Genomic DNA, 20273 nt, shown 5'->3' with positions numbered 1-20273 from the left:
ACGGGCAGGCGGGACGCTGGCGAGGCCGCCCAACCGTCACAGTGCCTGCAGTTGCACCTGCGGCAGCAAGGCCTGGACGTCGGCGGCCTGGCACAGGGCGGTGCCGGGGTGCAGCAAGGCGGCCGCGCTGGCGGCCATGGCCTGCGCCAGGGCCGAGCGCATGTCGTCGCGCTGCGCCAGGCCGGCCACCCAGCCACCCACAAAGCTGTCACCTGCGCCAATGGTGCTGAGCACCTTGACGGCCAGTGGCGGCGCGCGCCAGGCCTGGTCCGCGGTGACCAGCAAGGCGCCCTGCTCGCCCAGGGTCAGGGCCACCACCTGGGTCTGGCCAGTGCTGATCCACTGGCGTGCGGCCTGCAGTTGGTCGGCCTCGGTCGACAGGGGCCGGGCGCTCAGCTCGCTGAGCTCGCGCAGACTGGGCTTGACGCCATAGACGCCCGCAGCCAGGCCTGCGCGCAAGGCGGGGCCGGACGAGTCCAACACCAACCGCGTGCCCTGGGCCCGTGCCTGGCGGGCCAGTTGGGCGTACACGTCGTCCGGGACGCCGGCCGGCAAACTGCCGCTGAGCACCCAGTAACGCGCCCCGGCGCCCAGCTCGGCAATGCGCTGCAGGGCGTGTGCAAGTTCCGTGGGGCTCAGGCGGGGGCCCGGCAGGACAAAGCGGTAATCCAGACCGGTGCTGTTTTCATGAACTGAAAAGCTTTCGCGGGTATCACCCGCAATGGGCAGGCCTTGGGCGGGCACGCCCTCTTGCGCCAGCGAGGTGGCCAATTCCTGCCCGGTGACACCGCCCTGGGTGAACAGGGCCAGGGTGTCGGCGCCCAGGCGGTGCAGCACGCGGGCCACGTTGACGCCCCCACCGCCCGGGTGCATGACGGCGCTGGCGCAACGCAGCTTGTGCGTGGGCACCACGCGGTCGATGCTGCTGAGCACATCGAGCGCGGGGTTGAGGGTGACGGTGAGGATGTCAGGCATCACGAGCGGGCGCGCACCGCGCGCCCCAGCGAAGCCAGCGGGGGTCAGCCGTCGGCGTTGATGCGCTGCACCAAGGTCTGCAGCACGCTGTCGGCCTTGTCGTTGGCGATCTGGCAGGTGCCGGCGGCATTGTGGCCACCGCCGCCGTACTCCAGCATGAGGTTGCCCACATGGGTTTGGCTGCTGCGGTCCAGGATGGACTTGCCCGTGGCCAGCACGGTGTTTTGCTTTTGCAGGCCCCACATGACGTGGATGGAGATGTTGGCCGTGGGGAACAGCGCGTAAATCATGAAGCGGTTCACCGCCCAGATGGTTTCTTCCTGGCGCAGGTCCAACACCACCAGGTTGCCCACTTGGGTGGCGCAACGCAGGATTTGCTCCTTGGCACGCGCAGCGTGGTCAAAGTACAGGGTGACGCGCTCTTGCACGTCAGGCAGCTGCAGGATTTGCTCGATGGTGTGGTCGCGGCAGTACTTGATCAGGTCCATCATCAGCGCGTAGTTGCTGATGCGGAACTCGCGGAAGCGGCCCAGGCCGGTGCGCGAATCCATCAGGTAATTCAGCAGCACCCAGCCTTGCGGGTCAAGCACGTCCTCACGCGAGTACTGGGCCGAATCCGCCTGGTCCACGGCGGCCATCATCTCGTCGGTGATGCGCGGGAAGGCGGCCTTGCCACCAAAGTGGTTGTAGACCACGCGCGCGGCCGAGGGGGCGTGCGCTTCGATGATGTGGTTGGCCCGCTCGCCGGTGTTGCGCACGGTCTCGGACTCATGGTGGTCAAACACCATGTGCGCGCCAGGCACATACGGCAGGTTGGTGGTGATGTCGCGCTCGGTGATCGGCACCTTGCCGTCCTGCATGTCCTTGGGGTGCACGAAGGTGATGTCGTCGATCATCTCCAGCTCATTGAGCAGCACGGCGCACACCAGGCCATCGAAATCGCTGCGGGTCACAAGACGGTATTTGGGGCTGCTCATCCACATCTCCGAAGAATCGTTAGCGGCGAATCGGTTCGCCGGTCACCATGTTACATATTGCTACCCGAGGATACCGTGATGGCGCTCAAAAACGAGCGCCACCGGTCCTCAAAACTGCTCGTGGGCGCCCAGGTAACGCCACTGCCCCACCGGCAGTTGGCCCAGCACCACACGGCCGATGCGGATGCGCTTGAGGCCCACCACCTTCAGGCCCACCTGCTCGCACATGCGGCGAATCTGGCGTTTTTTGCCCTCTTTGAGCACAAATCGCAGCTGCTCGGGGTTTTGCCACTCGACCTGGGCCGGACGCAGGGCCTGGCCGTCCAGGCTCAGGCCGTGGCGCAGCAGGGCCAGTTGCTCCGGCGGAAACGCCGCCTGCACATTCAGCGCCACATCGCCCTGGGGCGTGGCGTAGGTCACGCGCACCAGGTATTCCTTTTCGGTTTCAGAGTCTTCGCCAATCAGTTGGCGCGCCACGCGGCCGTCCTGGGTCAGCACCAGCAGGCCCACCGAGTCAATGTCCAGCCGGCCGGCCGGCGCCAGGCCGCGCAGGTGCGGCACCTGGAAGCGGTGCGGCGAGGTGTCCGCCGCCCAGCGGTTGCGCGACTGCACCAGCACCACGGCGGGCTCGTGCCCGTCTTCGGCCTGGCCGCTGACATAGCCCATGGGCTTGTGCAGCAAGATGGTGACCTGCTGCTCTTGCTGGCCACGGGCTTGGTCGTCGATCTCGATGCGGTCGCTGTGGCGCACTTGCTGGCCCATCTCGGCCACCTCGCCATTGACGCGCACCCAGCCCTTGTCGACCCAGTCGTCGGCTTCGCGGCGTGAGCACATGCCCAGCTCGGCCATGCGCTTGTTCAGGCGCATGGTGTCGGCTTCACCCACGGTGGCCCCAGCGGCGGCGGGCCGGGGGGCCCGGTCCGGACGCGGGCCAGCCGGGGCGCCCTCATTGGAGCGGCTGCCAAACCCACTGGGCTGGCGGCTGGCGGGTGCGCCACGCGGGCCGGCGCCCTGCGGCCCGGCGGGCGGACGCTTGACCGGCACCGGCATGCGCTCCGACGGCACGTTGTAGGTGCGGATGCCGGTGCGGGTGGTGAAGGTTTTGTCCTCGGCCTGTTGGGGCTCCTGGCGGTCACGCGGGCCGCGGGGGCCGGACATGGGGGCGCCACCGCGCGGGCCGCCGGGCCCCCGGGCATCGCGTGGATCGCGCTGGTCGCGCGGGTCACGGAAGTCACGCGGATCACGCGCATCGCGGCCGTCACGGGCATCGCGCCCCATGCGGGCGTCACGGGGGTCACCCCGGCCGCCACGCGGGTCGGCTGGGCCGCGCCGGTCGCCTGAGGCGCGCTGCGCACCACCGGTGCCACCGCCGCCTGGGGGCGGGCCAGCACGCCGGCCTGCACCGGCCGGGGGGCGCGCGGAGGAACGCGCCGGGGCCTGGCGTGGGCTGGCCGCGCCGGCCTCAGATCGGGGGGCGCGCAAAGTGGGGCGGGGTTTGGGTTCGGACATGCTCAATAGGAAAAAGCCGCAACGACGGGCAGTCGATCGGTGCGGTGTGTTGTTGGCCAGCGCAGGCGCTCAGGACTTGGGCAGGGGGGCTGCGGCCCGCTGCGCGCGCCAGTTCAAAAAGGCTTCGGCCGGCAGGGGCCGGCTGATGTGGTAACCCTGGGCCTCGTCGCAGGACAAGGCGGCCAGGCGGCCCAGAATGACGGCATTTTCCACCCCTTCGGCCACCACGCTCAGACCGAGATTGTGCGCGAGGTCGATGGTGGAGCGCACGATCTTGGCGTCATCGTCGTCTTTTTCCATGCCCATGACAAAGGATTTGTCGATCTTGAGCTCGTCCACGGGCAGGCGTTTGAGGTAGGCCAGCGAGGAGTAACCGGTGCCAAAGTCGTCGATGGAGAGCTGAAACCCTTGCTCGGAGAGGCGGTTCAGCGTGGTCTCGGCACGCTGCGGGTCGTCCATGATGGCGCTTTCGGTGATCTCCAGGCAGAACTGGGTGGCCTGCACTTCGTAGCGCTGCAAGAGGTTGCCCAGGCGCACGCTGAGGTCGGGGTCCAGCAGGTCGCGGGTGGACAGGTTGATCGAGATCTTCAGGGGATGCTGCTGCAGGCGCTCGTCGGCCATCAGGCGCGCCGCCTCTTCAAACATCCACAGCGTGAGCTTGCGCACAAAGCCGGTCTGCTCGGCAAAGGGAATGAACTGCATGGGCGGCACCAGGCCACGCTGCGGGTGCTCCCAGCGCACCAGGGCCTCGGCCGCGACCACCGAGCCATCGACCAGGCTGATCTTGGGCTGCAGGAACAGGCGCAGCTCGTTGCCTTCCACGGCGCGGCGCAGCTCGGTGAGCAGCGACAGCATCTGGCTGCTGGCGGAGTCAAACGACGGGTCGTACAACAGCGCACCACTGAGCTTGCGCTTGGCTGCGTACATGGCGATTTCAGAGCGGCTGAGCAGCAAGTCGGCGCTGTCGGCGTCGACCGGCCAGCAGGCCACGCCCATGCCAGCGCTGAGGTCGATGGTCTGGTCATCAAAGGCCAGCGGCACCTCGAAAGAACGCGCAATGCGCTGGGTGAACTCGATCGCCATTTGGGCGTCGGCCCCTTGCAGCAACACGGCAAATTCATTGCCGCCGCGCCGCGCCACCAGGTCGCCCGGGGTGGTCACCAGGCGCTCCAGCCGGCCGGCCACGGCCTGCAACAGGCGGTCGCCAAAAGCGTAGCCCAGCACGTCGTTGACGTGCTTGAAGCGGTCCAGGTCCAGCGAGATGACCGCAACCGGCCGCGCTGGCGTGGTGTTGTCGGCAATCGCCTGCTCCAGCGCTTCGCGGAAGCGCTCCCGGTTGGGCAGGCCGGTGAGGCGGTCCCAATAGGCCAGGTGGCGGATCTCGCTTTGCTGGGCATCGATGTCGACCCGCATGTGGTCAAAAGCCCGGGCCAAGTTGCCGATTTCGTCGCGTCGCGTCAGGTGCAGGATGGGGGTTTGGTACTCGCCCCGCCCCAGGCGCAGCGTGGCATCCAACAAGTCGCGCAGGGGCAAGGTGATGCGTTGCGCCACCCAAGAACTGGCCACCGCAAACAAGAGCAAGGCGCCGGCATTGATCAGCGCCAGCAACAGCTGCAGGCGGCGGTAAGGCGCCAGCACTTCTTCTGCCGAGCGCAGCAGCAGGGTCTCGACCTGACCGCTGTAGCTGGGCTGCTTCACATGGCGCGCCAACACCAGCTCGTTGCTGAGCTCGATCTCGGTCTGGTTGGCGCTCTTCAACAAGACCTCGGCATCGCTGGCCGACAGAGTCGACAAGGCCAGGCTTCGTTGCGCCTCGCCGCCGGTGACCATCACCACATGGACCTTGAGCAGCAGCTGCATCTCATTGGCCAGCTCCACCGAGACCGGAAAGCCCATCAAGACCCAGCCAATGGTGACGGGCGCACGCATGGGCACCATGACAAATTGGTAAGGCACCCCATTGAGCACGGTGAGCTGGGCGCCCGAGGGGTTTTTGGACAGGTAGTCCGGCAGGCCAGCAACCAGCTTGCTGGCCTGGCCCATCTTGTCGTCGGCCAGGCTGGAGGCCGTGACCTGAAAGTCGGTGTCCAAAAAAGCGGTGACCGTGGCGCCGATGCGGCTGCCATGGTTCTCCAGCACCGATTGCACGGTCTCCACGTCGCCGGAGTTGATGGCCGACCGGAAACCAAAGTCGGAGGCCAGCAAGGTGGCACTCTGGCGCAGCTTCTCGGCGTTCTGCGCCAGCATGCGGGCCCAGACGTTTTCAGCCACATCCAGTTCGCGCGCCACCTGTTGGCGGGCGTTGGCTTCGATGCTGCGCCGCACGACCGTGAACCCGGCCACTTGCACCACCAGCAAGAGCAACAAAAACAAGGCCACCAGCCGCGTGATGAGGCTGCTGGTCAAGCGCTTGAAGCGTGGAATCAAGGTGTCAGCCCCGTCAAACGCAAGGCCACCGGCACCGCGCCCGACGCCGGGACGACCAGGGCCTGGTCCAGGGCCGCAGCGCCCACGGCCATGCCGGGGTGCCAGGTGCGCAGCCGGTAGTTGCCGGGGGCCACGTTGTCCAGGTTCAGTTTGCCGTTCTGGCTGATGCCGTGGTAGGGCGTGTTGACCACCAGGATCCAGCCCACCATGGCGTCGTGGATGTTGCAGCCCAACAACACGACCCCGGCCTGGTCAAACAGGACCGGGTTGGCCGGCGTGCCGGCGTAGAGCTTCAACTCGAACTTTTTGGCGGGCGAGAAGGAATAGACGTGGTGGCGCACCTTGTCCAAATTGGGAAAGGCCACCTCACTGCCCCGGTTCACGACCAGCACCCGGGGCTGGAACTGCTTGCTTTCCTGCGCCATTTCGGCGCCCACCGTGGGTTTGACCAAGCGGGCCGCCTCGGGCGACTCCAGAAACACCACGGCTTCAGACAAGGGCTTGCCGGCGGCGTCTCGCACGTCCAGCTGAACCGAGGTCGCGCCCACCGGGCTGGCCAGCGCCCACAGAGCGGCCGCACCGAGCACCAGAGTGCGCCAAGCCGCCGCGGGGCGGGCACCGTCCAAAGCCCGGGAGCCCAGGTCAGTGACCGACGCTGATGGATGAAAGACACGCACCTGAAGCACCTCAAGCAGGAAATAGCCGCGCCCTGGAAAGCGCCAAAGCCCCCATCCTACAAGCATCCCAGCCCCGGTGCCCAACCGGAAAACCGGATGCCCCCAGAGACTCAAGCGCGCATGCAAGCTTCGACACGTTTGGCCTGGTCATCGCTGAGGTTCTTGAACTGCACGCCCAGACGGAAACCACCGTCGCGCTGGCTCAGCACGCTGTAGGTGAGCTGCCCTGGCAAGGCCAGCTCCACAGAGCCCTCGCCGCCGATCAATCGCAAACGGACCGTGCACGTCAACCCTGGGGCCAGGTTCACCGCACAAGCCAGGCCCAGGCCGGAGGCCGACAGCTCCACCGTGCGCACATTCAGCGGAGGGCGGCCGCTGAGCTCGAGCAGGGCCGGCACGCGGATCAGCTTGCGGTTTTGGATGCGCCGCTCTTGCAGCGTCGTGATGGGAGCGTTCATGGGGTGGAGGTGTGGCCAAAGCGCTGACCCAGCGCCAACCGGGGCCAGGGTCGGTTCAAGCCCCTCATTATCGCGGTGGCGGCCTCGCTCAACGAGGCCCCCGTCCCGTGTCGGCGCAGCCCAACAGGGTGGATCGCAAGGCTTCGGCCGAGAGCACACGCAAGCCCCCGTACTCGACGCGGATGATGTGTTGGCGCTCCAGGCTGCGCAACGCCTCGTTCACGCGCTGGCGTGACAGGCCCACCAGGTAGGCCAGCTCTTGTTGGGTGATGCGCAGCACCTCGCCCACGCCGGGGTAAAGCACCGGGTTGAACAGCGCGGCCAGGCTGCGCGCCACGCGCACGTCGGGGTTGTTCATGCGGTCGATTTCGCGCGCCGCGATGAACTGGCCCAGGCGCTCGTTGAGTTGGTTCATGACAAAGCGGTTGAAACCCAGCGAGTGGTCCAGCAGCCAGTGAAAGCTGTCCAGCGGCAGCCCGGCTACCACGCTCTTGCGCAGGGCCTGGATGTTGTAGCGGTAGGGCTCGCGCTTCATGGCCGTGCCCTCGCCAAACCACCCGCCCGGCGGCACGCCGGTGAAGGTGATGGGGTGGCCCTGCGCGCTGTCGGCGCTCATCTTGAGCAGGCCTTCGACCACACCAAACCAGAAGGTCACTGGCCGGCCCATGCGGCAGATGTAGTCGCCCGGCAAGGCATCCCCGACCACCAGGCCCGGCACGATGCGATCGCGCTCCGAGGGCTGCAACTGGCTCAGCCAGGGAATGCCGGTCAACTCATCGGCCGTGGGGGCGCGGCGGCGCTGATACAGCGGGGACTCGGTGACCATGCAATACCTCCGTGACAAGCCTCGGGAAAGTCCGAACAAGGGATAACCCATAAATTGTCATTGCAACGACAACGCGACGTCAAACGCTTGCCTACGATCTCTGTAAATCAACGGGATGGCCCCTGGACCAACCCATTTCATGGAGACAAGGAACCGTCATGCAAACCACGTTTCCCCGCCTGCTGCTGAAGCATGCGACCGAACGGCCCCAAGCGCCCGCGATCCGAGAAAAAGAGTACGGCATCTGGCAAACCCAGACCTGGTCCAGCCTGGCCCAACTGGTGGAGCACATCGCCTGCGGCCTGCACCAGGCCGGCTTGGTGCGGGGTGAGCACATGGTTGTGATCGGTGCCAACCGGCCACGCCTGTACGCCACCATGCTGGCGGTGCAGTCGCTGGGCGCCATCCCCATCCCGCTGTACCAGGACGCGGCCGCCGCCGAGTGCGTGTTCCCCCTGAACAACGCCGAAGTGCGCTTTTGCCTGGTCGAAGACCAGGAGCAGGTCGACAAGATGCTGGAGGTGCGCGAACAGTACCCCGCGCTCAGCCACATCATCTATGACGACCCGCGCGGCCTGCGCAACTACGTGGACCCGGGCCTGGGCGCGCTGGATGAACTGGTGGCCAGCGGCGCCGTGTTCGCCGGCAACCACCCCAGCTTCTGGCGCGATGAGATCGAACAGGCCCAGCCCTCGGACGTGGGCGCCATGTTCTTCACCTCGGGCACCACAGGCAACCCCAAGGGCGTGGTGCACACCCACCAGGCCCTGATCGACCGCGCCCAAGCCGGCGCCGAGTTCGACCACCTGACGGCCAACGAAGACGTGCTGGCCTACCTGCCGCCGGCCTGGATCGGGCAGAACATCTTCAGCTACTCGCAGTGGCTGGCCTGCGGCTATGTGGTGAACTGCCCCGAGTCGGCGGCCACCGTGGCCATCGACCTGCGTGAGGTCGGTCCCACCTATTACTTTGCCCCGCCGCGCGTGTTTGAAGGCCTGCTCACCAGCGTGATGATCCGCATGGAAGACGCGGGCTGGCTCAAGCGCAGCATGTTCCACGCCTGCATGGACATCGCCCGCCGCTTTGGCCCGGCACGCATGGACGGCCAATCGATTGGCCTGCTCGCCTCGCTGCAGTACTGGCTGGGCAACCTGCTGGTGTACGGACCGCTGCGCAACACCCTGGGCCTGTCGCGGGTGCGGGTGGCTTACACCGCGGGCGAGGCGATCGGGCCCGACCTGTTCACCTTCTACCGCTCGATTGGCATCAATCTCAAGCAGCTTTACGGCTCGACCGAAACCGCCGTGTTCGTCTGCCTGCAGCCCGACAACCAGGCCCGCGCCGACACCGTGGGCGTGCCCTGCAAGGGCGTGGAGATCAAGGTCGCCGACAACGGTGAGATTTTGGTCAAGTCGCCCGGCCTGCTCAAGGAGTACTACAAGAACCCCAAGGCCACGGCCGAGGTGCTGACCGCCGACGGCTGGTACCACACCAGTGACGCAGGCTTCATCGACGCGCACGGTCACCTGAAGATCATCGACCGCGTGAAAGACGTGGGCCGCCTCAAGGGCGGTGCCAACGACGGCGCCATGTTCGCGCCCAAGTACGTGGAGAACAAACTCAAGTTCTTCCCCCACATCAAGGAGGTGGTGGCCCTGGGCGACGGCCGCGACCGCGTCTGCGTGATGCTGAACATCGACTTCGATGCCGTGGGCAACTGGGCCGAGCGGCGCAACCTGGCCTATGCCGGCTACACCGACCTGGCGCAAAAGCCCGAGGTCTACCAGCTGATGCGCGAGTGCGTCGAAAAGGTCAACGCCGACCTGGCCAACGACAGCCTGTTGGCCGGCTCGCAGGTCAGCCGCTTCCTGGTGCTGCACAAGGAGCTGGACGCCGACGACGGCGAACTGACCCGCACCAACAAGGTCCGCCGAGGCTTCATCGGCGAGAAGTACGCGGTGCTGGTCGACGCGCTGTACGGCAACAAGACCGAGCAGTACATCGAGACCCAGGTCAAGTTCGAAGACGGCCGCACCGGCAGCGTGAGCGCCACGCTCCAACTGTCGGACGCCAAAACCTTTGCCTCGGTCAAGACCGCAGCCTGAGCAGGAAGCTGACACCCCATGAGCACCAAAAAGATTGGCGACGTCATCCTCGACGTGCAAAACATCAGCCTGAGATTCGGCGGCGTGAAGGCGCTGACCGACATCTCCTTCAATGTGCGCGAGCACGAGATCCGCTCCATCATCGGCCCCAACGGCGCGGGCAAGAGCTCCATGCTCAACTGCATCAACGGGGTGTACACCCCGTCCGAGGGTTCGATCACCTTCCGTGGCAAGACCTTTGACCACATGAACTCGCGCCAGGTGGCCGAGATGGGCGTGGCCCGCACCTTTCAGAACCTGGCCTTGTTCAAGGGCATGAGCGTGCTCGACAACATCATGTCGGGCCGCAACCTGAAGATCAAAAGCAACCTGCTGCTGCAGGCCCTGCGCATCGGCCCGGCCGAGCGCGAGGAAATCAAGCACCGCGAGTTTGTCGAACGCATCATCGACTTCCTGGAGATCCAGGCCTTCCGCAAGACCCCCGTGGGCCAACTGCCCTACGGCCTGCAAAAGCGCGTCGACCTGGGCCGAGCCCTGGCGATGGAGCCGCAGGTGCTGCTGCTCGACGAGCCCATGGCGGGCATGAACGTCGAAGAGAAACAGGACATGTGCCGCTTCATCCTCGACGTGAACGACGAGTTCGGCACCACCATCGTGCTGATCGAGCACGACATGGGCGTGGTGATGGACATCTCTGACCGCGTGGTGGTGTTGGACTACGGCAAGAAGATCGGTGACGGCGCGCCGGACGAAGTGCGCAACAACGAAGACGTGATCCGAGCCTATTTGGGCACCTCCCACTGAAGTTATGAAGACCCCCACGCTTGCCACTTCGTGTGCTGCGCTGCCCCCCAAGGGGGCCTCGGTCGCCTTGGGGCGGCCCGGCGGCGACTCGAACATGCCCCCCACGCTTGCCACTTCGTGTGCTGCGCTGCCCCCCAAGGGGGCCTCGGTCGCCTTGGGGCGGCCCGGCGGCGACCGAATCTGATTGGAGAACCCTATGGCATTCTTTCTCGAAACCCTCACTGGCGGCCTCATGGCCGGCATGCTGTATTCCCTGGTCGCGCTCGGCTTTGTGCTGATTTACAAGGCCTCGGGCGTGTTCAACTTTGCGCAGGGCGCGATGGTGCTGTTCGCCGCTCTGGCGATGGCCCGCTTTGCCGAATGGATCCCGGCCTGGACGGGCATCACCCACCCAGTGGCGGCCAATGTGCTGGCCTTCATCGCTGCGGGCGGTGTGATGTTCGCGGTGGCCTGGCTGATCGAACGCCTGGTGCTGCGCCACCTGGTCAACCAGGAAGGCGCCACCTTGCTGATGGCCACGCTGGGCATCACCTACTTCCTTGAAGGCCTGGGTCAAAGCATCTTTGGCAGCGACGTCTACAAAATCGACATCGGCATGCCCAAGGACCCCATCTTCGCGCTGGAGTCGATGTTTGAAGGCGGCATCCTGATCAACAAGGAAGACGTGATCGCCGCCGCCATCGCCGCCGCGCTGGTGGCCGCCTTGAGCGTGTTCTTCCAGAAGACCGCCACCGGCCGCGCGCTGCGCGCCGTGGCCGACGACCACCAGGCAGCCCAGTCGATTGGCATCCCTCTGAACCGCATCTGGGTCATCGTGTGGTGCGTGGCCGGCGTCGTGGCCCTGGTGGCCGGGATGATCTGGGGCAGCAAGCTGGGCGTGCAGTTCTCGCTCGCCACCGTGGCCTTGCGGGCCCTGCCGGTGGTGATCCTGGGCGGCCTGACCTCGGTGCCCGGCGCCATCATCGGCGGCCTGATCATCGGCGTGGGCGAGAAGCTGTCCGAGGTCTACCTGGGCCCCTTCGTGGGCGGCGGCATCGAGATCTGGTTTGCCTACGTGCTGGCCTTGGTGTTCCTGCTGTTCCGCCCCCAAGGGTTGTTCGGCGAGAAGATCATCGATCGCGTGTGACCCCACAACAAGAATTCCCAGGAGACAACCATGTTCTACCGTGAAAACGGTCAATTCAAGACCACTTACCGGGCCGACCAGCAGATCTTCCCGATCGCCCAGGACCGCATCGCCATGGCCCTGCTGCTGGTGCTGGCCTTTGCCGTGGTGCCCATGGTGGCCAGCGACTACATGTTCCGCGCCATCCTGATTCCGTTTGTGATCATGTCGCTGGCCGCCCTGGGGGTGAACATCCTCGTGGGCTACTGCGGCCAGATCTCGCTGGGCTCGGGCGCCTTCATGGCCGTGGGCGCTTACGGGGCCTACAACTTCTTCGCCCGCATTCCCGGCATGCCGCTGATCCCGACCCTGATCCTCGGCGGCCTGTGCGCCACGGTCTTCGGCATCTTGTTCGGCCTGCCCAGCCTGCGCGTCAAGGGCCTGTACCTGGCGGTGGCCACGCTGGCCGCGCAGTTCTTCGCGGACTGGATGTTCCTGCGCATCAAGTGGTTCACGCTGGACAACTCCTCGGGCTCGGTGGCCGTGTCCAACCTGCAGGTGTTTGGCATGCCGCTGGACAGCGACGTCAGCAAGTACCTGTTCTGCCTGGGCATGCTGGCCGTCATCGCACTGGGGGCCAAGAACCTGGTGCGTGGCGCCATCGGCCGCGAGTGGATGGCCATCCGCGACATGGACGTGGCCGCCGCCGTGATCGGCATCCGCCCCATGTACGCCAAGCTCAGCGCGTTCGCGGTCAGCTCCTTCATCATCGGTGTGGCGGGCGCCCTGTGGGCCTTCTTCTACCTCGGCGCCTGGGAGCCGGGGGCCTTCTCGGTGGACCTGTCCTTCAAGCTGCTGTTCATGGTGATCATCGGTGGCCTGGGCTCGGTGATGGGGGGCTTTTTTGGCGCCGCCTTCATCGTCATCCTGCCCATCGTGCTCAACCAGGTGCTGCCCCTGCTGGCCGGCCTGACGGGGTTCGAGATCTCGACCACCGCCGCCTCGCACGCCGAGTTGATGATCTTCGGCGGCCTGATCGTCTGGTTCCTGATCGTGGAGCCGCATGGCCTGGCCAAGCTGTGGTCCACCGCCAAGCAAAAACTCCGTCTGTGGCCCTTCCCGCATTGAGCCCACCAGGGCGCCATGCTCGCAAGTCCCGATGCTTTTTGAACGCTGAATCCGTTTACTGACTGTGCTTCCCCTTAAAACCAACAGGAGACATCCATGAAGAAGTTTCGTCAATTGGCCCTCGCTACCGCCGTGCTGGCCCTCGGCGGCTCGACCCTGCTCAGCAGCGCGGCTTTCGCGCAAGCGAAAGAGCAGTACATGCCGGTGCTCTCTTACCGCACCGGCCCCTACGCGCCCAACGGCACACCGATTGCCAACGGCATCGTCGACTACTACAAGCTGGTCAACGCCCGCGGCGGCATCAACGGCGTGAAGCTGTTGGTGGAAGAGTGCGAGACCGGCTACGACACGGCCCGCAGCGTGGAATGCTATGAACGCCTGAAGGGCAACAACGGCGGCGCGGCCGTGATCCAACCCTGGTCTACCGGCGCCACCTTCGCCATCACTGAAAAGGCCCCGGCCGACAAGATCCCGCTGGTGACCCTGGGCTATGGCCGCAGCGAAAGCGCGGACGGCACGGTGTTCAAGTGGAACTTCCCCCTGGCCGGCAATTACTGGGTGGCCGGTGACGTGATCATCCAGGCCATTGCCAAGAAAGAAGGCGGCCTGGACAAGCTCAAGGGCAAGAAGATCGCCTTGGTCTACCACGACAGCCCCTTCGGCAAAGAAGCCCTGCCCATCATCCAGGAGCGCGCCCGCGCCCACGGCTTTGAGTTGCAGCTGCTGCCGGTGACCGCCCCTGGCGTGGAGCAAAAAGCCACCTGGCTGCAGGTGCGCCAATCGCGTCCGGACTACACCATCTTGTGGGGCTTTGGCGTGATGAACTCCACCGCCCTGAAAGAAGCCCAGGCCACGGGCTACCCGCGCGAAAAGATGTATGGCGTGTGGTGGTCGGGTGCTGAGCCCGATGTGCGTGACGTGGGGGATGGCGCCAAGGGCTACAACGCCGTCGCGCTGCAAAACAGCGCCGACTACGACGCCAAGCTGGTCAAAGAAACCCTGGCCACCCTGCACGGCAAGGGCCAGGGCACGGGTCCGAAGGAAGAAGTGGGCCAGGTGCTGTGGCTGCGCGGCGCCATGAGCGCCATGCTGACGGTCGAAGGCATCCGTGCCGCGCAAGAGCGCTTCGGCAAGGGCAAGGTCATGACCGGCGAGCAAGTGCGCTGGGGCCTGGAAAACCTGAACCTGACCCAAGCCAAGCTCGACGCGCTGGGCTTTGGCGGCGTGCTGCGCCCCATCAGCACCTCGTGCCAGGACCACATGGGCGCTTACTGGGCGCGCATCCACAGCTGGGACGGCAAGGCCTGGAAGATCACCAGCGACTGGATGCAAGGCGATGAGCAGATCATCAAGCCCATGGTCAAGGCCGCTGCGGCCAAGTACGCCGCCGAGAAGAAGCTGACGCCGCGCACCCCGGCCGACTGCCAATCCTGATGGCCTGACGGCCTGGTGAACCCACCAGCCGCCCGCCCTGACCGGGCGGCGGCCGGAAGCCTGAAAAACCGGGGGCCAGCGGCCTGGCCCCCACCCCGAAGAACAGCCATGGACCAACCCAACATCGTTCTCAACGTCAACGGCATCGAGGTCATTTACAACCACGTGATCCTCGTGCTCAAGGGCGTGTCGCTGCAAGTGCCCGAAGGCGGCATCGTGGCCATCCTGGGCGGCAACGGCGCTGGCAAGACGACCACGTTGCGCGCCATCTCCAACCTGCTGCAAGGCGAGCGCGGCCAGGTCACCAAAGGCTCGATCGAGCTGCGCGGCGAACGCATTGAGAACCTCAGCCCCGCCGAGCTGGTGCAGCGCGGCGTGGTGCAGGTGATGGAGGGCCGCCATTGCTTCGCCCACCTGACCATCGAAGAAAACCTGATGACCGGGTCCTACACCCGCAAGGACAAGGGCGAGATCGCCGCCAACCTGGACAAGGTCTACACCTATTTCCCGCGCCTGAAGACGCGCCGGACCTCGCAAGCGGCCTACACCTCGGGCGGTGAGCAGCAAATGTGCGCCATTGGCCGCGCCATCATGGCCAACCCCAGCATGGTCTTGCTCGATGAACCCTCGATGGGCCTGGCGCCGCAAATCGTCGAAGAGGTGTTCAACATCGTCAAGGACCTGAACGCCAAAGAGAAGGTCACCTTCTTGCTGGCCGAGCAAAACACCAACATGGCCCTGAAGTACGCCGACTACGGCTACATCATGGAAAGCGGCCGCGTGGTCATGGACGGCGCCGCCGCTGACCTGGCCAGCAACGAAGACGTCAAAGAGTTCTACCTCGGCGTGGGCGGAGGCGAACGCAAGAGCTTCAAGGACGTGAAGAGCTACAAGCGCCGCAAGCGCTGGCTGGCCTGAGCACCGATTGCGCACGATGACCGCCATGGCCTCCTCCCACCCCCTGCACTCCGCCAACAACGCCTGGCGCGCGCCCTGCATCTGGGCCAGCCCCGACCGCCAGCCCCGACCGCCAGCCCAGCCGTCTGCCCGGTCAGGATGCGGCTTGGCTGCGCCCCTGCGCCTGGTCGCAACCCGGCGACACCCTGTCCTTGCCCCTGCCTGAGCCCCTCTCCCACAGGACCTTGCCATGACCTCTTTCTACGACGCGCTGGAAACGCGCTCCCCCGCCGAGCGTGAGGCCGCGCTGATGCAAGCCCTGCCCACCCAGGTGGCCCACGCCAAAGCCCACGCGCCGGCCTTCGCCCGCTTGTTGGCCGAGGTGGACCCCACCCAGATCAACAGCCGCGCCGCGTTGGCCCGCCTGCCCGTGACGCGCAAGCACGAGCTGCTGGAGCAGCAAAAAGCCTCGCGCGCCGCGGGCGGTGATGTGTTTGGCGGCTTCAGCGCGCTGCGCTTTGGTGCCCAGCTGCCGCGCGTGTTCGCCAGCCCCGGCACGCTGTACGAGCCCGAAGGCGTCGGCCGCGACCACTGGCGCCTGGCGCGCTCGATCTACGCGGCCGGTTTTCGCGCGGGCGAGCTGATCCACAACAGCTTCAGCTACCACTTTGTGCCCGCCGGCTCGATGATGGAGACCGGCGCCCACGCGCTGGGTTGCAGCGTCTTCCCGGGCGGCACGGGCCAGACCGAGCAGCAGGTGCAGGCCATGGCAGAGCTGCAGCCGGCCGGCTACATCGGCACCCCCAGCTTTTTGAAAATCCTGCTCGAGAAAGCCGCTGAACTGAAGACGCCGCTGCCCAGCCTCAAGAAGGCCTTGTTTGGCGGCGAAGCCTTTCCGCCCAGCCTGCGCGACTGGTTCCTGGCCCAAGGCGTGGACGGCTACCAGTGCTACGCCACGGCCGACCTGGGCCTGATCGCGTACGAAACCACGGCCCGCCAGGGCCTGGTGCTGGACGAGGGCGTGATCGTCGAGATCGTGCGCCCCGGCACCGGTGACCCGGTGCCTGAAGGCGAGGTCGGAGAGGTGGTGGTCACCACCCTGAGCGCAGGCTACCCGCTGATCCGCTTCGGCACGGGCGACCTGTCGGCCGTGCTGCCGGGTCACTGCCCCAGCGGCCGCACCAACACCCGCATCAAGGGCTGGATGGGGCGCGCCGACCAAACCACCAAGGTGCGCGGCATGTTCGTGCACCCCAGCCAGGTGGCCGAGATCGCGCGCCGCTTTCCGCAGGTGCAAAAGGCCCGCCTCGTGGTCAGCGGTGAAATGGCCAACGACCAGATGCTGCTCAAGGTCGAAACCACCGAGGTGGCCGAAGGCCTGGCGCGGGCCATTGGCGAGGCCATCCGCGACGTGACCAAGCTGCGCGGCGAGGTCGAATTGCTCAACCCCGGCAGCCTGCCCAACGACGGCAAGGTGATCGAAGACGCACGCAGCTACCAATGAGCCGCGCCTGCGCCCGGGCTCTAACACAGCACCGTTAGAGCCCCGTTAGCGCGCAGCGCGCGCGATCCCAGGGCTTTCCGTCGACGCCGCCGGGGGCCATCCCTAGACTTGGGCTTGCTGTCACCAGCGCCTGCCAAGGCACTGGGCATCAAGAAAAAAATGGGAGTGATTTCAGGTCGCTTGACCGACAGACCCGCCGCCCCTGGGCGGCCCGGGTCGGACAAGGCATGGGGGCGGCGCAGGCGTGCCGCGCCCCTCAACACGAGGTCACCCCGCTCCCCCGCGCGGGCGACCTCCAGCCAGCGCAGCCCCCAACCGACGGCCGCGCTGGCGGCACCTTGTTTGTGCAGACATTTCTTCACCTCCTTCGTCCCACCGTTTGCGGCTTGGCCGCACTGACCTTCTGCGGCGCCAATTGGGCCGCCAACCTGGTGCAAAACCCATCGTTCGAGTCGGGGCTGGCCAACTGGACCACCAGCTCCACCCCAGCCAACCAGTGCAGCTGGCAAGCCCTGGGGAACAATGTCACCACCAACCCGTACCGCAGCCACAACAGCGACCAACCCACGGACGGCGCGCTGGCCCTGATCACCGACTCCACCAGCACGGCCGCCGTTTGCAAGGTGTACCAGGATGTGACCTTGCCGGCCGCAGGCAACAGCACCCTGAATTTGGCTGCGGGCTACAAAGTCTGGGACAGAGATGAACGCGGCGCCCCCAACTGCGGTGTCAAAGTCGAGGTCACCGATACCAATGGGAACCTGATCACCACGGTGTACCAAGCGACCGCCACCAACCGGGCGGCACTGGCTCCACAGCCCGCGGTGGACCTGACGGCTCAAAACGGCACCACGGTGCGCATCATCGCCACCGCCACCAGCTGCCTGGACAACGGTTGGCGGGGTGTGGCAGGCGTGACCCTGGACAACGTGGTGCTCAACAACACCAGCGTGGCCGCGCCCGCTGCAGCTGCCGCGGTGACCACCCCCGTGCCCACGCTCAGCGAATGGGCTTTGCTGAGCTGCGCGGCCCTGCTGGGCGGCCTGACCTGCTGGCAAAGTCGCCGCCGGGCGGTGCGTCCGCATTGAACAGACGCAAGCCCGCACGGGCCTTGGGTGATAAGTAGTTCCCGTGATGTTCTGCGCGTGACCCGTCGGTATGATTTACCGACAGATCACATAGGAGACACCATGAAGAAACTGCTCACCCTGGCTGCGATGCTGAGCATGGCCTGGAACGCCCTGGCCACCGACTACCCCCTGAAGGACAAGCCCATCACCCTGGTGGTGCCCTTCTCGGCTGGTGGCCCCACCGACCGCGTGGCGCGTGACCTGTCCGAAGCCCTGCGCAAGCAACTGGGCACCTCTGTCGTGATCGAGAATGCCGCCGGTGCAGGCAGCTCCATCGGCTCGGCCAAAGTGGCCCGCGCCACCCCGGACGGCCACACCCTGCTGGTCAACCACATCGGCATGGCCACCATGCCCGCGCTGGTGCGCAACCTGCCGTTCAAGGTGGAAAGCGACTTTGAGTACCTGGGCATCATCAACGACGTGCCCATGACCCTGATCGCCAAGCCCAGCATGCCGGCCAACAACTACAAAGAGCTGAGCGCCTGGATTGCCCAAAACAAGGGCAAGATCAACCTGGGCAATGCCGGTGTGGGCTCGGCTTCGCACCTGTGCGGCCTGCTCTACCAAAACGCCATCGAAACCGACATGACCACCGTGCCCTACAAAGGCACGGCCCCGGCCATCACTGACCTGATTGGCGGCCAGATCGACCTGCTGTGTGACCAGACCACCAACACCAGCAGCCAGATCGAAGGCAAGAAGGTCAAGGCCTTCGCCGTCACCACGCCCAAGCGCCTGAGCACCCCCTCGCTGAAGGACCTGCCCACGCTGGCCGAGTCCGGCGTGAAGGACTTCCAGATCACCATCTGGCACGGCCTGTACGCCCCCAAGGGCACGCCCGCCGACGTGCTGGCCAAGATCAGCACCGCCCTCAAGGCAGCGCTGAAAGACCCGGACTTCATCAAGAAGGAAGAAGCCCTGGGCGCCGTGGTGGCCACCGACAAGCGCATCGAGCCAGCCGAGCACAAGAAGTTCGTGCAAGCTGAAATTGCCAAGTGGACCCCCATCATCAAGGCCGCAGGCGTTTACGCCGACTGATGATCCCCCTGCGCTGATCCAGCCCAACCGCCAAGCCTCACCAGAGGTTGGCGGTTTTTTTTCGCCCCCCCGCACGCTGAACCGGGATTCCCTCAACATCCTCGGCGGGTGGGCGGGTTAGAGTGAAGACCTGAAACAAAAAACTGCCTCCGGCACCCGCCGGTGAGCCCATGGAGACCTGCATGACTTCTCACCCCCATTCGTTCGGCGCCACGACCGGCGCTTCCGTCCAATCTGCCTCCCGCCGCCAATGGCTGCGCGCACCGCTGGGCCTGGCCCTGGTGGCAGCAGGCCTGGGTGGGCTGGCCACCAGTTCGGCCCTGGCGCAAAGCACCTGGCCAACCAAGCCGGTGCGCATCGTCGTGCCCTTTGCGGCGGGCGGCACCACCGACTTGCTGGGCCGGGCCATGGCGGTCGAACTGCAAAAAGCCTTCGGCCAAGCTTTTGTGGTGGACAACCGCGCCGGCGCCGGCGGCAACGTGGGCGCCGACATGGTGGCCAAGGCGCCGGCTGACGGCTACACCCTGCTGATGGGCACGGTGGGCACGCACGGCATCAACCGCGCGCTGTATGAAAAAATGCCCTTCGACCCGATCAAGGACTTCGCCCCCATCTCCCTGGTGGCGGCAGTGCCCAACGTCATGGTGGTCAACCCCGACAAGGCACGCGAGCTGAAGATCAACACCGTGCAGGACTTCATCAAAGTGGCCAAGGCCAGCCCGGGCAAGCTGAACATGGCGTCCAGCGGCAACGGCACCTCGATCCACCTGGCGGGTGAGCTGTTCAAAAGCATGACGGGCACCTACTTGATCCACTTTCCCTACCGCGGCTCAGGCCCCGCTCTGATGGACCTGGTGGGCGGCAACATGGACGTGATGTTCGACAACCTGCCCTCGGCCATGCCGCAGATCAAGGCGGGCAAGCTCAAGGCCCTGGCCGTGACCAGCGCCCAGCGCTCGCCGGCCCTGCCGGATGTGCCCACCCTGGCCGAGGCCGGCGGCCCCAGCCTGAAAGGCTTTGACGCCAGCTCCTGGTTCGGCCTGCTGGCCCCAGCCGGCACCCCGCCCGAGGTGATCAACCGCATTCAGCAAGAAGTGGCCAAGTCACTGGCCAGCCCCGCAGTCAAAGAAAAGCTGCTGGCCCAAGGCGCCATCCCCAGCGGCATCACACCGGCCGAGTTCGCCAAGCTCATCGACAGCGAACACAAGAAGTGGGCCCAGGTGGTCAAGACCTCGGGCGCCAAGGTCGACTGAAGCGCGCAGGCCCGCGCCTGCGTGGG

General features: G+C 66.0%; 17 protein-coding genes. 10 read left to right on the top strand and 7 right to left on the bottom strand.

The window, feature by feature from the left end; translation table 11 throughout:
• Nucleotides 1-36: 36 nt before the first annotated feature.
• The 7 genes from PSQ39_RS17850 to PSQ39_RS17820 all read right to left on the bottom strand — a co-directional run bounded on the left by PSQ39_RS17850 (nucleotide 37) and on the right by PSQ39_RS17820 (nucleotide 7849).
• Nucleotides 37-975: a 1-phosphofructokinase family hexose kinase gene (locus PSQ39_RS17850; protein ID WP_273928330.1), complete on the bottom strand. Its 939-nt coding sequence runs from the start codon at nucleotides 973-975 to the stop codon at nucleotides 37-39.
• Nucleotides 976-1019: 44 nt separating this feature from the next.
• Nucleotides 1020-1952 (bottom strand): exopolyphosphatase, encoded by a 933-nt coding sequence (locus PSQ39_RS17845; protein WP_273928328.1) that lies wholly within the window; start codon nucleotides 1950-1952, stop codon nucleotides 1020-1022.
• Between the two features lie 108 nt (nucleotides 1953-2060).
• Nucleotides 2061-3461 (bottom strand): pseudouridine synthase, encoded by a 1401-nt coding sequence (locus PSQ39_RS17840; RefSeq protein WP_273928326.1) that lies wholly within the window; start codon nucleotides 3459-3461, stop codon nucleotides 2061-2063.
• A 69-nt stretch (nucleotides 3462-3530) separates the two neighbouring features.
• Nucleotides 3531-5885: a bifunctional diguanylate cyclase/phosphodiesterase gene (locus PSQ39_RS17835; RefSeq protein WP_409242053.1), complete on the bottom strand. Its 2355-nt coding sequence runs from the start codon at nucleotides 5883-5885 to the stop codon at nucleotides 3531-3533.
• A complete protein-coding gene (locus PSQ39_RS17830; protein WP_409242052.1) occupies nucleotides 5885-6478 on the bottom strand; it encodes a methylamine utilization protein in 594 nt (197 codons plus the stop codon). The genes PSQ39_RS17835 and PSQ39_RS17830 overlap by 1 nt, the downstream gene beginning before the upstream one ends.
• A gap of 197 nt (nucleotides 6479-6675) precedes the next feature.
• Entirely contained in the window at nucleotides 6676-7023 is a 348-nt protein-coding gene (locus PSQ39_RS17825) for a PilZ domain-containing protein (RefSeq protein WP_273928321.1), read from the bottom strand.
• A gap of 88 nt (nucleotides 7024-7111) precedes the next feature.
• A complete protein-coding gene (locus PSQ39_RS17820; RefSeq protein WP_273928320.1) occupies nucleotides 7112-7849 on the bottom strand; it encodes a Crp/Fnr family transcriptional regulator in 738 nt (245 codons plus the stop codon).
• A 158-nt stretch (nucleotides 7850-8007) separates the two neighbouring features.
• On the opposite strand from PSQ39_RS17820, the gene PSQ39_RS17815 reads away from it, so the two are divergent.
• From PSQ39_RS17815 to PSQ39_RS17770, 10 genes are all read left to right on the top strand, one after another.
• Nucleotides 8008-9954, top strand: coding sequence for an AMP-dependent synthetase/ligase (locus tag PSQ39_RS17815; RefSeq protein WP_273928318.1), 1947 nt, complete (start codon nucleotides 8008-8010; stop codon nucleotides 9952-9954).
• 18 nt (nucleotides 9955-9972) lie between these two features.
• Nucleotides 9973-10758, top strand: coding sequence for an ABC transporter ATP-binding protein (locus tag PSQ39_RS17810; RefSeq protein WP_273928316.1), 786 nt, complete (start codon nucleotides 9973-9975; stop codon nucleotides 10756-10758).
• Between the two features lie 196 nt (nucleotides 10759-10954).
• On the top strand, nucleotides 10955-11884 hold the full coding sequence (locus PSQ39_RS17805; protein ID WP_273928314.1) for a branched-chain amino acid ABC transporter permease: 930 nt from the start codon (nucleotides 10955-10957) through the stop codon (nucleotides 11882-11884).
• A 30-nt stretch (nucleotides 11885-11914) separates the two neighbouring features.
• Nucleotides 11915-12991 carry a branched-chain amino acid ABC transporter permease gene (locus tag PSQ39_RS17800; RefSeq protein ID WP_273928312.1) on the top strand — a complete coding sequence of 359 codons (1077 nt, stop codon included), beginning with the start codon at nucleotides 11915-11917 and terminating at the stop codon, nucleotides 12989-12991.
• Between the two features lie 96 nt (nucleotides 12992-13087).
• Nucleotides 13088-14425 carry an ABC transporter substrate-binding protein gene (locus tag PSQ39_RS17795; RefSeq protein WP_273928311.1) on the top strand — a complete coding sequence of 446 codons (1338 nt, stop codon included), beginning with the start codon at nucleotides 13088-13090 and terminating at the stop codon, nucleotides 14423-14425.
• A gap of 108 nt (nucleotides 14426-14533) precedes the next feature.
• Entirely contained in the window at nucleotides 14534-15343 is an 810-nt protein-coding gene (locus PSQ39_RS17790; RefSeq protein ID WP_273928310.1) for an ABC transporter ATP-binding protein, read from the top strand.
• 229 nt (nucleotides 15344-15572) lie between these two features.
• A complete protein-coding gene (locus PSQ39_RS17785) occupies nucleotides 15573-16826 on the top strand; it encodes a phenylacetate--CoA ligase family protein (protein WP_273928309.1) in 1254 nt (417 codons plus the stop codon).
• Nucleotides 16827-17212: 386 nt separating this feature from the next.
• Nucleotides 17213-17914: an IPTL-CTERM sorting domain-containing protein gene (locus PSQ39_RS17780; protein WP_273928308.1), complete on the top strand. Its 702-nt coding sequence runs from the start codon at nucleotides 17213-17215 to the stop codon at nucleotides 17912-17914.
• A 102-nt stretch (nucleotides 17915-18016) separates the two neighbouring features.
• On the top strand, nucleotides 18017-18994 hold the full coding sequence (locus PSQ39_RS17775; protein ID WP_273928307.1) for a tripartite tricarboxylate transporter substrate-binding protein: 978 nt from the start codon (nucleotides 18017-18019) through the stop codon (nucleotides 18992-18994).
• 182 nt (nucleotides 18995-19176) lie between these two features.
• Nucleotides 19177-20247 carry a Bug family tripartite tricarboxylate transporter substrate binding protein gene (locus PSQ39_RS17770; RefSeq protein ID WP_273928305.1) on the top strand — a complete coding sequence of 357 codons (1071 nt, stop codon included), beginning with the start codon at nucleotides 19177-19179 and terminating at the stop codon, nucleotides 20245-20247.
• Nucleotides 20248-20273 lie beyond the last annotated feature (26 nt).

It is taken from the genome of Curvibacter microcysteis, assembly GCF_028649455.1.
Lineage (GTDB): Bacteria > Pseudomonadota > Gammaproteobacteria > Burkholderiales > Burkholderiaceae_C > Curvibacter > Curvibacter microcysteis.
Note: the sequence above shows the minus strand (reverse complement) of the source record. Positions and strands in the feature narration are given on the sequence as shown.

Bases quoted from the DNA above. Each gene is read 5' to 3' on its own strand.
- PSQ39_RS17815 (WP_273928318.1), top strand. From the start codon at position 8,008: ATGCAAACCACGTTTCCCCGCCTGCTGCTGAAGCATGCGACCGAACGG.
- PSQ39_RS17795 (WP_273928311.1), top strand. From the start codon at position 13,088: ATGAAGAAGTTTCGTCAATTGGCCCTCGCTACCGCCGTGCTGGCCCTC.
- PSQ39_RS17805 (WP_273928314.1), top strand. From the start codon at position 10,955: ATGGCATTCTTTCTCGAAACCCTCACTGGCGGCCTCATGGCCGGCATG.
- PSQ39_RS17840 (WP_273928326.1), bottom strand. From the start codon at position 3,461: ATGTCCGAACCCAAACCCCGCCCCACTTTGCGCGCCCCCCGATCTGAG.
- PSQ39_RS17845 (WP_273928328.1), bottom strand. From the start codon at position 1,952: ATGAGCAGCCCCAAATACCGTCTTGTGACCCGCAGCGATTTCGATGGC.
- PSQ39_RS17820 (WP_273928320.1), bottom strand. From the start codon at position 7,849: ATGGTCACCGAGTCCCCGCTGTATCAGCGCCGCCGCGCCCCCACGGCC.
- PSQ39_RS17785 (WP_273928309.1), top strand. From the start codon at position 15,573: ATGACCTCTTTCTACGACGCGCTGGAAACGCGCTCCCCCGCCGAGCGT.
- PSQ39_RS17810 (WP_273928316.1), top strand. From the start codon at position 9,973: ATGAGCACCAAAAAGATTGGCGACGTCATCCTCGACGTGCAAAACATC.
- PSQ39_RS17790 (WP_273928310.1), top strand. From the start codon at position 14,534: ATGGACCAACCCAACATCGTTCTCAACGTCAACGGCATCGAGGTCATT.
- PSQ39_RS17775 (WP_273928307.1), top strand. From the start codon at position 18,017: ATGAAGAAACTGCTCACCCTGGCTGCGATGCTGAGCATGGCCTGGAAC.
- PSQ39_RS17800 (WP_273928312.1), top strand. From the start codon at position 11,915: ATGTTCTACCGTGAAAACGGTCAATTCAAGACCACTTACCGGGCCGAC.
- PSQ39_RS17825 (WP_273928321.1), bottom strand. From the start codon at position 7,023: ATGAACGCTCCCATCACGACGCTGCAAGAGCGGCGCATCCAAAACCGC.
- PSQ39_RS17850 (WP_273928330.1), bottom strand. From the start codon at position 975: ATGCCTGACATCCTCACCGTCACCCTCAACCCCGCGCTCGATGTGCTC.
- PSQ39_RS17770 (WP_273928305.1), top strand. From the start codon at position 19,177: ATGACTTCTCACCCCCATTCGTTCGGCGCCACGACCGGCGCTTCCGTC.